The organism is Entomomonas moraniae, assembly GCF_003991975.1.
Classification (GTDB): domain Bacteria; phylum Pseudomonadota; class Gammaproteobacteria; order Pseudomonadales; family Pseudomonadaceae; genus Entomomonas; species Entomomonas moraniae.
In genome coordinates this window covers 3,249,253-3,265,115 of record NZ_CP029822.1, presented here as the reverse complement: position 1 = coordinate 3,265,115, position 15,863 = coordinate 3,249,253, and the positions used below count along the sequence as shown (strand labels likewise).

Genomic DNA, 15,863 nt, shown 5'->3' with positions numbered 1-15,863 from the left:
TAAACAATAATTTTTTTAAATAGGCTTCTGCAATCATTATTAGCCAGAGTCAAACCGTTGCTCAGCTTTTATTGGACTTTAAATGTATACTTATGATAAATATGATCAAAAAATTGTAGATGACCGTGTAAAACAATTTCGCGATCAAACAAATCGCTATTTAGCAGGAGAACTTACTGAGGATGAGTATAGACCACTGCGTTTACAAAATGGCGTCTATATTCAACGCTATGCACCTATGCTACGTATAGCAGTTCCGTATGGGCTTTTATCATCAAAACAATTGCGTAAATTAGCAAATATTGCACGTAATTATGATAAAGGTTATGCACATGTTTCAACAAGACAGAACATTCAGTTTAATTGGTGTGAACTCGAATCTATACCAGATATTCTAGCCGAATTAGCGACTGTACAAATGCACGCGATCCAAACCAGCGGCAACTGTATCCGTAATACAACAACAGATCAATTTGCAGGGGTTACTCGTGACGAGGCGATAGACCCTCGCCCTTGGTGTGAAATTATTCGCCAATGGTCGACACTTCACCCAGAGTTTCACCACCTACCACGTAAGTTTAAAATTGCGGTTAATGGTGCAAAACAGGACCGTGCCATCATCGAGGTTCATGATATAGGCCTTGAAGTCGTCCGCCAAAATAATGAACTTGGCTTTAAAGTTTACGTAGGCGGTGGGCTAGGCCGTACACCTATTATCGGTTCATTAATTAATGAGTTTTTGCCTTGGCAACATCTATTAACCTACCTAGAAGCTATTATTCGTGTCTATAATCGCTATGGCCGCCGAGATAATAAATACAAAGCACGTATTAAAATTTTAGTTAAAGCATTAACACCCGAAGTGTTCGCAAAGAAAGTTGCTGATGAATGGGTTCACTCTAAAAATGGCCCAATGACCTTAACAGAGACAGAGGTCAACCGTATTCACGCTAATTTTATAGCTCCCAACTATAAACAACTAACCGATATTGATTTTTCAGACATAGAGCAACAATATCCAGGATTTGCCCGTTGGCGCAAACAAAACACCCAAGCACATAAGCAACCTGGTTACGTAGCCGTCACACTCTCTTTAAAGGCCACGGCTACACCGCCCGGCGACATCAGTGACAAACAACTTGATGCAGTGGCCGATTTAGCTGACCAATACAGCTTTGGGGAAGTAAGAACAACTCACCAACAGAATATGGTACTGGCTGATATTGAACAAGCAAAGCTTTTTGAGCTATGGCAAAAGCTCAAAGAACTAAACTTTGCAACACCTAATATTGGCTTATTAACCAATATTATATCTTGCCCTGGTGGCGACTTCTGTTCTTTGGCTAATGCCAAATCAATACCTGTAGCAGAGTCTATACAACGCCGCTTTGATGACTTAGATTATTTATTTGATATTGGTGAGCTAGACCTTAATATCTCAGGCTGTATGAATGCCTGTTCACATCACCATATTGGTCACATTGGAATACTTGGAGTTGATAAAAAAGGAGAAGAGTTCTATCAAGTGTCCTTAGGGGGCAATACAGGCTATCATACAGTGTTAGGAAATGTATTAGGCCCTTCCTTTGCACAAGAAGACGTAGCCGACGTGATAGAAAAGATTATTCAATTCTATTTGAACAACCGTCATGCTGATGAGCGCTTTATCGATACATATCAACGCATGGGAATGGAACCTTTTAAGGAGCATGTTTATGCAAATAATTAAAGATGCTCAGGTCGTTAATGATAACTGGCAACTATTGTCAATAGAAACTACTCTTGACGATATTTCTGCGCAAGACAATGTTATTTTGCCTTTATCTCTATGGCTAGAAAATAAAAGCCAATTAGAAAATCGCCAAGAAAAAACGGGGGTATGGCTTAACTCTGCGGAGGAAATAGAAAGCATTGCTAAAAACGTGACAGCAATTCCGCTGATCGCACTAGAATTTCCTAGCTTTACTGATGGTCGGCACTACTCTAGTGCACGTATTCTACGTGAGCGTTACCACTATCAAGGTGAAATCAGGGCAATTGGTGATGTATTAAAAGATCAGTTATTTGCTATGCACCGCTGTGGTTTTAACTCTTTCGTGATCAAACAAGGGAAAGATATTAACAATGCACTTCTTGGTTTAAATGACTTTAGCGAAACCTACCAAGCAGCTGTAGTACAACCACTTCCTTTATTTAAACGCCGCTAAAAATATATAAGGCTATTTAAATAGCCTTATATAAATCTACTTTGTCTATTTTTCCCACGTTTCAATTGTATAACTTGGCTTACCGTCTTCTGCAGGAAAGTCTTGCGAACTCGTTTTAACCCAAACAGAAGTATCCCATTCAGGAAACCATGCATCGCCCTCAGGTGATAAATGCACCCGTGTGATATATAGGTTATCTACTAATGCCTCAGCCATGGCATGTTTGTAAAGTTGAGCACCACCAATTAACATAATCTCTTGCTGTTGTTGCGCTATCGCCCAATCATTTGCCCTTTGTAAGGCGGCCTCTAAACATAAAAAAACTTCTGCCCCCGTGGCTGAGAAATCAGCTTGATGTGTAACAACAATATTTAAGCGGTTTGGTAAAGGGCGCCCTAAAGATTCCCAAGTTTTTCGCCCCATGACCACAGGTTTACCGGTTGTTAATGCCTTAAAATGCTTTAAATCAGCAGGCAAATGCCAAGGGAGTTGGTTATTACAACCAATAACATGGTTATCACCTAGCGCGACAATAATTGATAAAGGTAACATTAACGATTTAACTCATGACTAAATTTTACACTTAGTATAACAATCACATCATCTTTTTACCCTAAATAATTTGTTATTTAGCAAATTGGCTATTTCCTATATACTTATTATTAACTTCTTACCGCGCAATAAACTAAATAATATCTGTTATACTATATTAAAAATCTCATAGATTGGAAAACTCCCATGACACAAGATGAATTAAAGCATGCTGCAGCAAAAGCTGCCCTCACATACTTATTACAAAAACTTGATGGCAAAATGGTGATTGGTATTGGTACCGGTTCAACCATTAACTACTTTATAGATTTACTAGCAGAATACCGAATGGATTTTGACGGTGCTGTTGCAAGCTCTGAAGCAACCGCTACTCGCTTAAAAAAGCATGGTATTCCAGTTTACGACCTAAACAGTGTTTCTGAAATGGACTTCTATATTGATGGTGCTGATGAACTCAACAAGTACCTTGAATTGATTAAAGGGGGTGGCGGTGCTCTAACCCGTGAAAAGATTATCGCTGCTGTGGCTAAAACCTTCATTTGTATTGCCGATGAAAGCAAGATGGTCAGTGGTTTAGGCAATTTTCCTCTCCCTGTTGAAGTCATTCCTATGGCGCGTAGCTATGTTGCGAGAGAAATTGTTAAACTTGGTGGTGACCCTATTTATCGAGAAGGGTTTGTCACAGATAATGGTAATATTATTCTTGATATTCACCATTTATCTATTACAAATCCACACGCATTAGAAGAAAAGATAAATAATATTACAGGTGTTGTATGTAATGGTCTTTTTGCTAAAAGACGTGCTGATTTAGTGTTCTTAGCAAAAAAAGAGAAAGGTATTGAGTTGTTAACTCAGTAACAGAGATAGCTTGAGTTGCGTTTTTTCTTAACGCAACTCAACATTCACGTTAGTCATTGGATGACTCTAACGTTTCGATCTTACCTCCCTTCGCAAGAAACTCTTTCATCGCAAGCTCTAAAGCATCACGATCTTTTTGTTTTGCCTCAATATTAGGCAACTCTTCCTCGTCAAGAGAAGGCTTACTTATTTTTTTACCTTCTTTAGGTAGTTCATCTAACTCATTTACATCTTCTGGTTCATCTCTATCTGGACCATTATAAGCAGTTACATCCTCCTGATCTTCTGCATCATCTAATTCTTCTTGTTCTAAATCTTCATCATCAATCATAAAGGCTCCAATGGCATATGTAACATGTATAAAACGCTAATGATATAAAGCTATTTAGAGTATTTCAATAACAATTTATTATTCTATCGTATAAAGAAATACCCAATAAACTATCGGGTATTTCCTTATCTATATTTAATACGTTAGAAATTATAAGCACGCTCTTCATGGCAAGAAAGATCCAACCCAATTAGCTCACTTTCTTCTGAAACACGTAGCCCCATTACTTTATTAATAACAAACAAAATAATAAAGGTTGCAATAGCCGTGTAAGCAATCGTTAACAATACACTTAAGACTTGTACCCATACTTGGTCAAACACACCCGTTACTTTATCGCTTAGCCCTGCACCACCTAAGAACGGTGCAGCAAAAAGACCTGTTAAAATAGCACCGACAATACCACCCACACCATGAATACCAAATGCATCTAACGAGTCATCATAACCAAGCTTATGTTTTAATGTTGTAGCTGAAAAGAAACAGATAATACCTGAAATAAGACCAATAACTAAAGCTCCCGCAGGACCACAGCTCCCTGCTGCAGGAGTCACTGCAACTAAGCCTGCAACAGCCCCCGAAGCGATACCCAATGCACTTGGCTTACCATGCGTCATCCACTCACAAAACATCCATGATAAAGCCGCTGCCGCTGTAGCCATTTGGGTAACTAACATTGCCATACCAGCCGAACCGTTGGCCGCACCAGCTGACCCTGCATTAAAGCCAAACCATCCCACCCACAACATGGCGGTACCAACAAGAGTAAAGGGTAAATTGTGAGGAGCCATAGATTGAGAGGGGTAGCCTTTACGTTTACCTAACATCAAACAAGCAACCAACCCAGCAACACCTGAATTGATATGGACAACCGTTCCCCCAGCAAAATCTAATACTCCCCAACTATGCATGAGTGCACTCTCGCCTCCCCAAACCATATGAGCAATAGGAATATACACTAAGGTGAACCAAACACCCATAAACACAAGCATTGAAGAAAACTTCATACGCTCAGCAAAAGCACCGACAATAAGTGCTGGTGCTAGAATAGCAAAGGTGAGCTGAAAAATAATCCAAACGGTCTCAGGGTAAGTTCCTGTTAAACTGTCACGCGTTAATTGATTCAAAAATAAGTTGTCTACATTGCCAATAAAGGAATGTAAATTAATAACCCCCTCAGACATTCCTGTGGTACTAAAGGCCAAACTATAGCCGTAAACAAACCACAAAATGGTCACTAGCCCGGTAATAGCAAAGCATTGCATAGCAATAGATAAAATATTTTTTGAGCGTACCATCCCGCCATAAAAAAGAACAAGTCCCGGAATGGTCATAAAGAGCACAAGCACTGTCGAAATGAGCATCCAAGCTGTATCGCCACTGTCTAACTTAGACACTTCTTGAGCAAAAGAAAAGGGTGTAACAAGCATCAATAAAAATGCCGCTACCAATAGCTTACGTAGTGATAACATGGGGATTCTCCTACACTGATAATTATTTAGATCGCATCATTATTTGTTTCGCCAGTTCTAATACGAATGGCTTGTTCTAAAGCGGTCACAAAAATTTTACCATCACCAATTTTGCCCGTATTGGCAGCTTTACTAATGGCCTCAATTACAGCATCAAGCTGTTCATCAGCAATACCTATTTCAATCTTTACTTTAGGTAAAAAATCAACGACATATTCTGCACCACGATAAAGCTCTGTATGCCCTTTCTGACGTCCAAAGCCTTTTACCTCAGTTACAGTAATACCTTGCACACCAATCTCAGAGAGTGACTCTCTTACATCATCTAATTTGAAAGGCTTAATAATTGCCGTTACTAGTTTCATTAAAACTCTCCTTTTACAAAATAATCAGTACAGGAGAGAATCCCCGCTGTACAGTTTAGCCTATATATTTCATTTCGTGCTTAAAATTTGTAAACTATATTGAAATAGAGCTGTTCATGAATATATTGCAGAAACCTTGCCAAAATAAAAAAATGGTGAAAATTTATAGTTAATTGATTTTATTATAAATATATTTTTTACTCATTTTCTCATGATTCTTATTGGTGCAAAATGTAAACGGGGTGCTCTTCATATTGGTGCATACTGAGTAAATTTAAGGTCTTAGAAAGTATCTATCTACAGCGACTTGTACTATCATTAATGGCAACACAGCCTAATACAAATAATAAGGGGAGATTCCATGGCACTTGCACAAGTTATCAGTTGTAAAGAACTATCCAAACAATTAAATGACAAGAACTTAATTATTTTTGATTGTCGATTTTCTCTTGATAATCCTCATTATGGAAAACAAGCTTATCAAGAATCTCATATAGAAAATGCTATTTTTATAGACCTTGACCTTGACCTTTCAAGCCATGTAATTAAAGGAAAAACTAGTCGACATCCTCTCCCAAACACAGACAAATTAATAGCCAAACTGGCAGCGCTCGGATTAAATAATAATAGCCGCGTCATCATCTATGACGATGGCGCCACACCTTTTGCCACTAAAATGTGGTGGACACTCGTATGGCTTGGGAAACGCGATAACGTTTATCTATTGGACGGCGGATTTAAAGCATGGCAAGCCGATAACCTTCCAGTGACCAATAAAGAGACAATGACATCCGCTGGCAACTTTACGGGGCAACCTGACGCGAACTTATTGATTGATGCAAAAACGTTAGTAACCAAACTTAATGACGAACAGCTTACGCTACTTGATGCAAGAGCACTTCCTCGCTTTCGAGGTGAGGTCGAACCGATGGACCCTATTGCAGGGCACATCCCTGGGGCAACATGCGCTAACTTTGCAGAAAACTTAGATGATACGGGGCATTTTTTACCCACTAAAGAACTAAGAGAACGCTTTCAAACACTCATCCAAGACAAACCCATCGAAAAACTGATTGCTTATTGTGGCTCGGGTGTTTCTGCTTGTCATAATCTATTTGCAATGTGCCTTGCAGGGTATCCCCTCGCCCCACTTTATGCAGGTTCTTGGAGCGAATGGATTACAGACCCATCACACCCAATTGCAACAGGTAATTAAGTTTTCATAAAAATAATAAGGAATAACAAGATGACACCATTAAACTTTATACTCGACTTTTTGCTGGGTGCCTGTGTCGGCTTTTTAGGTGGAGTATTTGGTATTGGTGGCGGATTACTGGCTATTCCTTTGCTCGTTCTATTTTTTGGCTTTGATCAACAAATGGCACAAGGTACCGCTTTGATAATGGTCGTTCCTAATGTCATATTCTCACTGCGTAGCTACCATAAACGTGACAAAATCAACTTATCTTATGCTCTTTCTCTTAGTACGCCCAGTTTCTTTCTCGCTTTTATTGGTGCTTATATTGCTCTTACCCTGAAGTCTGAAAGTTTACAAAAAATATTCGCTATCTTTTTATTCTGTTTAGCCGTTTACTCCATTATCAACCTATTATTTCGCAAAAAAGGTTCTCTAGGTGCAAAAGAAACAACTTACAGTTTAATATGGTTCGTTATCTTAGGGGGTTGCTGTGGTTTCTTAGGAGGTTTTTTTGTGGTGGGTGGTGGTGTATTAGCTACACCATTTCTTACCCTCGTTTTCGGCTTATCACAACTTATTGCACAAAGCCTTGCGCTATGCTTAGCACTCCCTAGTTTATTAGCTTCTCTATTTATGTATGTATTGCATGGTCAAGTAAATTGGACTATTGGCATTCCATTGGCACTAGGGGGATTAACAACCGTTGGCTGGGGAGTAAAATTAGCATACGCTTTACCACAGAAAGTATTAAAGTTTTTATTTAGCTGTTTTTTAATTATTTGCGGAGTTTTATTATTAATTAAGTAACAAATTATTCCGACTGAATTACTAAGTCTTTATAAAAACTAACGAGTGTCGTAAACTAAGCACCAATCATTTAGGAGTAATTATGACAGCTATTATTATCACCGAAGCAGCTCAAGATTACTTGGCTAGCTTACTGGCTAAACAAGACCATAAAGACGTGGGTATTCGTGTTTTTATTACCCAGCCGGGTACCCCACAAGCAGAAACGTGTATTTCTTATTGTAGACCGGGTGAAGAAGATCCTACCGACAGAGTACTTGGGCTCGCTAAGTTTACAGCGTGGATTGACTCAGTGAGTGAGCCTTTCTTAGAAGATGCAGTGATTGATTTTGCTGAAGATCGCATGGGTGGACAACTCACGATCAAAGCCCCCAATTCAAAAGTTCCGATGATTGATGAAGATAGCCCTTTAAACCAACGGGTTGAGTATTATCTACAAACCGAAATTAATCCAGGTTTAGCAAGCCATGGTGGACATATCAGCCTAATCGATATCGTTGATGGAACAGTTGCTGTACTACAATTTGGCGGTGGTTGCCAAGGCTGCGGCATGGTTGACACCACTTTAAAAGATGGTGTTGAAAAAACCTTGCTTGAGCGTATCCCAGAACTAACTGAAGTACGCGATGTGACTGACCATACCAATAAAGAAAACGCCTACTACTAAGGTTGAAATTTACCAATAAAAATAGCAGGGTCAACCCGTGCATTATTAAGGCTCACATTCCAATGTAAATGTGGGCCTGTTGCTCTACCAGTAGCCCCTACCTTAGCAACTACCTCACCCCGTTTTACTTGTTGACCTACTTTCACATCAATTGCAGATAAATGGCAAAACATACTGATTAACCCTTGACCATGATCGATAAAAACAGTTTTGCCATTAAAGAAATAATCACCCACTAAAATAATCTCGCCATCGGCCGGTGCTTTCACAGGTGTTCCTTTGGGTACCGCCAAATCCAATCCCGAGTGAGGATTGCGCTCTTGATTATTAAAAAACCGCCGTAAACCAAACGGGCTAGATAAACGCCCCTGTACAGGTAAATCGAATAAGACATTACTTGGAATACGATCAGAGAACTGCTTATAACCCGCAATTTGCTCATTTAACTCTTTCGTAATACGCGTCTGATCACTTTTATTAGGATTAACTTGCCGATTATTTTTCAAAGTAATTCGCTGTTCACGGTAAGCCTTATGCCCTACTTCAAAATTTACAGAGTATTTACCTGAAGCACCCTCTACCGTTAAAGATTGAGTACCCGCTTTTACTGTCAGTGGAATACCGACAACGGCTATCCAGCGTTGCCCTTCCTCATGTAATACCAAGACTGGATTACCTTGATAATAAACGCTAGGCTTTGCCTGCTCTCGCTCAAGAGCAACCACAGCAACACCACCCTGTACAGGCTTATTTAACAAACGGGTAATAAAACCCTGTGCATGGCAAACACTGGATACAAACAATAAACAACAAATAATAAACCGTTTTATCATACAATAACCACTACACCTTTTTGCGTGCTAATAGCGTTACAAAACGTAATTTAATCCGATTACCATTTTCATCAAGGCGGTGTAACTCGCCCACATTTTCATTGTATTTCACAATATCCCATTCTTTATAATATTCTTTTAGCTCATTCTCTTTAAATGTAAATGAAAAATCGATAGGACAAGGAAAATCTTCCGTCGACATGGCTGATACAATAAGATTATAGCCACCCGATACCGTGTGCGCCTGCATATTGGCAATAATATCAGGAATACGATTTCGCTCTAAAAACATGAAAACAACAGTAGAGAAAATAAAGCCATAATCAGCTTGAATTGCTGCACTGTTAATGTCGTATTGTTTAACCGTTATTGGCAATTGCTCTTCATTAACAACTGTTGCTAATCGCTCAATATTTTCATCTACAGCAGTAACATCAAACCCTAATAAATTTAAAAATAGTGAGTTTCTACCACCACCACAGCCCAAATCTAAGGCTTTGCAAGGTTTTACAACAGACATTGCTTCAAGCACTTCTGAATGTGTTTTCGTTAAATCATATTTTTTATGTACATAATCTTCGGGTAAACAATAAAATGCCAATTGGCACTCCAAATCATCAGAGCAATCAATAATCTTATGCCATTGCTGCGGTTCAATAAAAGGAGGCTGATTTTTTTTAGAAAAACAAAACTGTTCTGTTGTATTACCTGCTTCATCAAGTATTGCAAAAGTTAGCTCACCGCTTAAAACCGTTAATTTTGCCCATGTTCCTTCTTTTGTATTGTGTTGCTCTTTAAAACCTTGCGGAACAGTCGCTTTTGTCCAAATCGGCATCTCTTTATAACAAACTAAGTTTTCCATGGCTTTTCCTAGATCATTAAGTGAATAATTGATGACTATTGTAGGTCATTCTATAACAAGATATCATTTATTTTTACGACAGATTAAACAATACATGCCATAACATGTTCTTAAGGGAAGCAGTCCGCCATGATGCCGCTCTATCAAAACTACCACATTGCTGTACCCACCGCCTTTTATTTAGATGAAACATTAAATACAGAGCAAACGCTAGAGCACATCATTAACTTGTATCAAAAAGGTATCAGAGCAGTGCTTGTTTGTGGTTCAACCGGAGAGCAACATAGCCTTTCATTAAATGAAAAACTAACGCTTTTAACAGCGATAGAAAACGCCTCGCTCCCTCAAGATCTTGAAATTTTTTTTGGTCTTGCATGCATTCGCTTAAAAGAAGCCAATCAGTTAGCAGAACAACTTAACAATAGCCTAAGGGTAAAAGCGGTCTTAATTGGTTTTCCTCCTTACTTATTACCTTCTCAAAAAGAAGCCATTGCTTATGCTTCATCAATCATCGAACGTTTAGGCAACAAAAATATTATTTTATACAACAATCCAAAGCGAACAGGGTTTGATTTATTAACGGATTCATTTATTGTATTGGCCAAAAATCCTAATGTGACAGGTATTAAGGAAGCAGGTGCGATTGACAAAGCAACCGTAATATTAAAACAGATAACGCGCCCTATTGATATTTACTGTGGTGGAGAAACACAGCTAAAAGAAAAGTTAAATGCAGGCTTTAACCGATTATCATCCATTGCTGGCAATATATACCCTCTAGAGATAGGCGAATACTTTAATCAACTATGTATTCATCAAGAAACAGCACAGCAAGAAGAAAAAATCCAACAACTGCTTGCCACTGTTTACACTGAATCAACCATCCAAACAATTAAACAACTCATTATCCAACAGACCCATATTAATATGGGTATTTGTCGTTCACCGTTAGGGATGGTTTAATATCGACGTATGATTAGCTCCCAAAACAGCTAATCATACTTTTCTTAAATTATTTCTTCTTTATTTGTTTTGCATTAGCAAACAACGCTGCCATCGCGTTATTAGCTGGTGGTGCGCTACTTTTAGGTGTTTGTTGCTGAGTAGGGCGTTTAGCACCAGCTTTATGATTAGAACGAGCAACCCCTTCTATCTTTTCACCCGGAGTATCTCCTAAGCGCATTGAAAGGCCAACACGATTACGGGGAATATCAACCTCCATCACTTTGACTTTAACAATATCACCTGCCTTTACAACTTGATGAGGGTCTTTCACAAAAGTTTCAGACAAGGCACTAATGTGCACTAGGCCATCTTGATGAACACCGACATCCACAAATGCGCCGAAGTTAGTAACATTGGTGACCACTCCTTCGAGGATCATCCCCAGTTTGAGATCCTTTAATGTTTCTACCCCCTCTTGAAATTCTGCTGTTTTAAATTCTGGGCGCGGGTCACGGCCTGGTTTATCCAACTCTTTTAAAATATCAATAACCGTCGGTAAACCAAAGGTTTCATCAGTAAATTTACTCGGATCCAATTGTTTTAGAAACGTTGAGTCACCAATCAATGAGCGAATATCTTTTGTAGCCTGAGTCGCAATACGCTCAACCACAGGGTAAGCTTCTGGGTGAACAGCTGAGGCATCTAATGGGTTATCCCCTTGCATAATTCTTAAAAAACCTGCCGCTTGTTCAAAGGTTTTTTCTCCTAAACGACTGACTTTCTTAAGTTCATTGCGGGTTTTAAATGCGCCATTGCTATCGCGATAATTCACAATATTTTGTGCAATGGTGCCATTTAAACCTGAAATACGCGCCAACAAAGCAGATGATGCGGTATTTACATCTACACCAACAGCATTCACACAGTCCTCAACGACAGCATCTAATGAGCGTGCTAATTTAAGTTGCGATACATCATGTTGATATTGGCCGACCCCGATAGATTTAGGATCAATTTTCACAAGTTCCGCTAAAGGATCTTGTAAACGACGGGCGATCGAGACGGCACCACGTAATGACACATCTAAATCAGGGAATTCTTTAGCGGCCAATTCAGAGGCTGAGTAAACTGAAGCACCCGCCTCACTGACCATGATTTTGGTCATTTTTAATTCTGGATTTTTTTTAATCAACTCAATGACTAATTTATCAGTCTCACGGCTCGCTGTTCCATTGCCAAAAGCAACTAAATCAACATGGTGCTTAGCACATAACTTGGCTAAAGTGTCAATGCTTCTATCCCAATCATTACGTGGAGCATGAGGATAAATAGTATCGGTTACCAACAACTTGCCTGTGGCATCAACCACAGCCACCTTTACTCCTGTTCTTAAACCAGGGTCTAACCCTAAAGTTGCCCTTGGCCCTGCAGGAGCTGCTAATAATAAATCATGTAAGTTACGAGCAAACACACTGATGGCTTCATCTTCGGCTTTTTCTCTTAGCTCACTTAAAAGGTCTGTTTCAATATGATTATAAAGTTTTACTTTCCATGTCCAACGTACAGTCTCTGCCAACCATTTATCAGCGGGGCGCCCACTATCATGAACATTAAACCAGTCAGCAATAATAGACTCGCAAGGGTGACTTTTAGTCTCTTCATCCCCCACCACTAAAGAAGCAGTCAAAATGCTTTCATTACGACCGCGGAAAATAGCCAATGCACGGTGTGAAGGTACTGTTTTTAATGGCTCATTGTATTCAAAATAATCGCTAAATTTAGCCCCTTCCTGCTCTTTACCCTCAACGACGCGCGAAGCTAATACACCTTCTTGCTTCATAAAATGGCGAAGCTTTTCTAATAAATTTGCATCTTCAGAAAAACGCTCCATCAAAATATACTTCGCACCATCTAATGCAGCCTTAGTGTCTGCAACACCTTTATCAACGTCCACAAAAGCCGTTGCTTCACTCTCTGGATCTTTAGTAGGATCATTGAATAACAAATCAGCCAATGGCTCTAACCCTGCCTCAATAGCAATTTGCCCTTTGGTACGACGCTTAGGCTTATAAGGTAAATATAGATCTTCTAGCCTTGTTTTAGTATCTGCTGTTTCTATTTCTGATTTTAGCTCAGGTGTTAGCTTTCCTTGCTCTTCAATGCTGCTTAGAATAGTCGCTCGACGATCTTCTAGTTCTCTTAAGTAGCGTAATCTCTCTTCGAGTAACCGTAATTGCGTATCGTCTAAACTCCCTGTTACTTCCTTTCTATAACGAGCTATAAAAGGCACTGTAGAGCCTTCATCTAAAAGTGTAACGGCCGCAGCCACTTGGTTAGCGTTTACTTTCCCAGAGGGTAATAAAGATAATTCTTCTGCTATACGATTATTAATACTATTCATAAAATTCCAAAATATAAAATAAAAGGCCACTCTTCAAATGGCCTTAGTCAAATAATGTGTTAAACATTAAATTTATTTAACACAGTTATTACCCTCAAACTTATAGTGTATAACTTTACCATTAAAAACTTCAAACGTGGTTTTACATTGATAATAGATTTCTCTCGGTTGTGTTTGTCGATCTTCGATACACTTATTAATTGTTTTTTTATTTTGATCTTTTTTATAGTCCTTTAAAAAATCGCTATCATCTTTATCAATTTTTTGTAGATCTGGACAGGTATAAGGATAACGAGGATTCTTTCCGTAGGACTCACGGCTATAAACGTAAAAGTCATGCCCTTCAAAACTGTAAACTTGCTCTGGGGCTCCCCAATCTCTGATAAGCGTGAGAGTATCAACCCCCTGCCACTTATTTAGGTGTTCTTGATAACCCTTTTCGCTCGCGCAACCGAATAATGAAAGTCCAATAGTTATAGAAATAATTTTTTTCAATTTTCCTACTCCCTTTATAATTACTGATAACCTTATCCAAAAAACCAATAGCAGATTAAAATAGATGCGATAACACCTGCTATATCACATAATAATGCACAGCCAACAGCATGTCGAACACGCTGAATACCCACAGAGCCGAAATAGACTGCCAGCACATAAAACGTAGTTTCCGTACTACCTTGCATCGTTGCTGCAGCTAATGCAGGAAAACTATCAACGCCGTAATGTTGCATTGTCTCTATCATTAATCCTCGTGCTGCGTTACCTGAGAAAGGCTTAACCAACGCCGTAGGCAATGCGTCAACAAATCGGGTATCTGTACCTAAGAAATTGAAAAAGTAACGAATCAGGTCTAAAAAATAATCCAACGCGCCCGAGGCCCTTAATACCCCTATAGCACAGAGCATTGCAACCAAGTAAGGTAAGAGATTTTTAGCGACATCAAAAGCTTCTTTTGCCCCTTCAAGAAAAGTGTCGTAAACAGGAACTTTTCGACAAGCCCCCGCAACTAAGAATAAAAGAATAATAGCAAATAGCGTAATATTACCGAGCAAAGAAGAAAAGGTTGTGAGAGAAGTCCCTTGCAATCCTAAAGAGTAAATAAAATAATTGAGCAAGTTATAACTTGTTGAAGTTAAGCCAACAGAAATACAAACAAATACCCCAAGAAAAAAGCCAATACCTGCAAACCAGAGTAGCACAACAGGGTCTAATAGCTTCAAGCGCTGCATAAAAGCAACACTGAGCAAGCCTGTCAAGGTTGATACACTTGTAGCTAATAAGATAGGTAAAAAGACCATGGTAGGGTCTGGTGCACCTTGTTGCCCCCTAAAAATAAAAATATTAATGGGTAATAATGTCAAAGAAGAAGCATTTAAGACCAAAAATAAAATTTGTGCGTTAGTTGCCACCGTTTTGCTGGGATTTAGCTCTTGCAAAGACTTCATCGCTTTAAGGCCAATCGGTGTCGCTGCATTATCTAGACCTAATGCATTAGCAGTGAAGTTAAGAGTAATTAGGCCAATAGAAGGATGCCCCTTAGGAACCTCTGGCATTAAACGTTGAAATAATGGACCTAGACATTTAGCCAACACATCAACAAGACCAGAACGCTCGGCAATCTTTAACAATCCCATCCAAAGTGTTAATGTTCCAAAGAGAATAATCATGATATCAACAGATAATTTAGCCATATCAAATAGGCCAGTTACCATGTTGGCGAATACATCAACATCACCGCCTAATAAGCGAATAACGGCTGAGATTGCTGCAATTATAAAAAAACCTAGCCACAAATAATTGAGCATTAGATACCTTTCTAAAGAAAAATTTGAGATGATGAAGATTTAGGCTGGTTATTATCGCATGTTTTAATTTAGCTGTAATGCTAAGTTAAAAACTTTCATTATTTTATTAATCATTTAAGTGATATTAAAATGATAGATAAAAATGCTGTACACTTTGAAAGAGAGTATTAATAATACTCTCTCATTGAAAAATTATTTACTCGATGAGCTTATTAATTCTTTTGCTGTCGGTTGTAACGCATAGCAGTTTTTGCCTTTAGCAGAGGCATATTTTTCATCTTTTAACAAAGGTGCTATATTTCCTTCACCACCTTTCGTCCACCACTGTAAGCCTTCCCCCGTATAGCGAGCACCACTTGCAGAAATAGCGACCTTTAAAAGGTATAGTTGGCTTTGATAATTAAGAATTGCTGTATTGGTATCGGGATAGGCAGCTTCAATACGTTGCCCATCATCACATTGATAAACTATCGTTTCTGATGCATAAGCCGAAACGGATACTAAAGTGCCTAATATAAAGGCGACTGATTGAGTTAATTTCATTATATTTTTAACAC

At 38.8% G+C, this 15,863-nt stretch carries 17 protein-coding genes; 7 read left to right on the top strand and 10 right to left on the bottom strand.

Annotated features, from left to right (window positions below; genetic code table 11):
- Positions 1-82 precede the first annotated feature (82 nt).
- Positions 83-1,729: a nitrite/sulfite reductase gene (locus DM558_RS15245; RefSeq protein ID WP_127164714.1), complete on the top strand. Its 1,647-nt coding sequence runs from the start codon at positions 83-85 to the stop codon at positions 1,727-1,729.
- The gene (locus DM558_RS15240; RefSeq protein ID WP_127164713.1) at positions 1,716-2,207 is read left to right on the top strand and encodes a DUF934 domain-containing protein; all 492 of its coding nucleotides are present in this window, start codon (positions 1,716-1,718) and stop codon (positions 2,205-2,207) included. Before DM558_RS15245 ends, DM558_RS15240 begins: the two co-directional genes overlap by 14 nt.
- A 45-nt stretch (positions 2,208-2,252) precedes the next feature.
- Here the strand turns inward: DM558_RS15240 and DM558_RS15235 are convergent, their stop codons facing one another.
- Positions 2,253-2,759, bottom strand: a complete 507-nt coding sequence (locus tag DM558_RS15235; protein WP_127164712.1) for a dihydrofolate reductase — start codon at positions 2,757-2,759, stop codon at positions 2,253-2,255.
- Between the two features lie 186 nt (positions 2,760-2,945).
- Between DM558_RS15235 and rpiA the strand changes: the two genes are divergently transcribed.
- Positions 2,946-3,620, top strand: coding sequence for a ribose-5-phosphate isomerase RpiA (gene rpiA, locus DM558_RS15230; protein WP_127164711.1), 675 nt, complete (start codon positions 2,946-2,948; stop codon positions 3,618-3,620).
- A gap of 49 nt (positions 3,621-3,669) precedes the next feature.
- Here the strand turns inward: rpiA and DM558_RS15225 are convergent, their stop codons facing one another.
- The 3 genes from DM558_RS15225 to glnK form a co-directional block, all read right to left on the bottom strand.
- Positions 3,670-3,951 (bottom strand): hypothetical protein, encoded by a 282-nt coding sequence (locus DM558_RS15225; protein WP_228411769.1) that lies wholly within the window; start codon positions 3,949-3,951, stop codon positions 3,670-3,672.
- A 143-nt stretch (positions 3,952-4,094) separates the two neighbouring features.
- On the bottom strand, positions 4,095-5,381 hold the full coding sequence (locus DM558_RS15220) for an ammonium transporter (RefSeq protein ID WP_127164916.1): 1,287 nt from the start codon (positions 5,379-5,381) through the stop codon (positions 4,095-4,097).
- A gap of 68 nt (positions 5,382-5,449) precedes the next feature.
- Entirely contained in the window at positions 5,450-5,788 is a 339-nt protein-coding gene (glnK, locus tag DM558_RS15215; protein WP_109703675.1) for a P-II family nitrogen regulator, read from the bottom strand.
- Positions 5,789-6,149: 361 nt separating this feature from the next.
- Between glnK and DM558_RS15210 the strand changes: the two genes are divergently transcribed.
- From DM558_RS15210 to nfuA, 3 genes are all read left to right on the top strand, one after another.
- Positions 6,150-7,004: a sulfurtransferase gene (locus tag DM558_RS15210; protein ID WP_127164710.1), complete on the top strand. Its 855-nt coding sequence runs from the start codon at positions 6,150-6,152 to the stop codon at positions 7,002-7,004.
- A 30-nt stretch (positions 7,005-7,034) separates the two neighbouring features.
- Complete coding sequence (locus DM558_RS15205) at positions 7,035-7,793, top strand: sulfite exporter TauE/SafE family protein (protein WP_127164709.1); 759 nt, start codon at positions 7,035-7,037, stop codon at positions 7,791-7,793.
- 82 nt (positions 7,794-7,875) lie between these two features.
- Complete coding sequence (gene nfuA, locus DM558_RS15200; RefSeq protein ID WP_127164708.1) at positions 7,876-8,460, top strand: Fe-S biogenesis protein NfuA; 585 nt, start codon at positions 7,876-7,878, stop codon at positions 8,458-8,460.
- Here the strand turns inward: nfuA and DM558_RS15195 are convergent.
- Entirely contained in the window at positions 8,457-9,293 is an 837-nt protein-coding gene (locus tag DM558_RS15195; protein ID WP_127164707.1) for a peptidoglycan DD-metalloendopeptidase family protein, read from the bottom strand. The two genes, nfuA and DM558_RS15195, sit on opposite strands and share 4 nt — an antisense overlap.
- A 10-nt stretch (positions 9,294-9,303) precedes the next feature.
- Positions 9,304-10,155, bottom strand: coding sequence for an SAM-dependent methyltransferase TehB (tehB, locus tag DM558_RS15190; protein ID WP_127164706.1), 852 nt, complete (start codon positions 10,153-10,155; stop codon positions 9,304-9,306).
- A gap of 129 nt (positions 10,156-10,284) precedes the next feature.
- Between tehB and DM558_RS15185 the strand changes: the two genes are divergently transcribed.
- The gene (locus DM558_RS15185; protein ID WP_127164705.1) at positions 10,285-11,118 is read left to right on the top strand and encodes a dihydrodipicolinate synthase family protein; all 834 of its coding nucleotides are present in this window, start codon (positions 10,285-10,287) and stop codon (positions 11,116-11,118) included.
- 49 nt (positions 11,119-11,167) lie between these two features.
- Here DM558_RS15185 and DM558_RS15180 read toward each other — a convergent pair whose 3' ends face one another.
- From DM558_RS15180 to DM558_RS15165, 4 genes are all read right to left on the bottom strand, one after another.
- Entirely contained in the window at positions 11,168-13,501 is a 2,334-nt protein-coding gene (locus DM558_RS15180; RefSeq protein ID WP_127164704.1) for a Tex family protein, read from the bottom strand.
- Positions 13,502-13,573: 72 nt separating this feature from the next.
- Positions 13,574-13,996, bottom strand: coding sequence for a hypothetical protein (locus tag DM558_RS15175; RefSeq protein ID WP_109703682.1), 423 nt, complete (start codon positions 13,994-13,996; stop codon positions 13,574-13,576).
- Positions 13,997-14,028: 32 nt separating this feature from the next.
- Positions 14,029-15,306: a nucleoside recognition domain-containing protein gene (locus tag DM558_RS15170; RefSeq protein WP_127164703.1), complete on the bottom strand. Its 1,278-nt coding sequence runs from the start codon at positions 15,304-15,306 to the stop codon at positions 14,029-14,031.
- Positions 15,307-15,498: 192 nt separating this feature from the next.
- Positions 15,499-15,849 carry an MliC family protein gene (locus DM558_RS15165; RefSeq protein WP_127164702.1) on the bottom strand — a complete coding sequence of 117 codons (351 nt, stop codon included), beginning with the start codon at positions 15,847-15,849 and terminating at the stop codon, positions 15,499-15,501.
- Between the last annotated feature and the right edge of the window lie 14 nt (positions 15,850-15,863).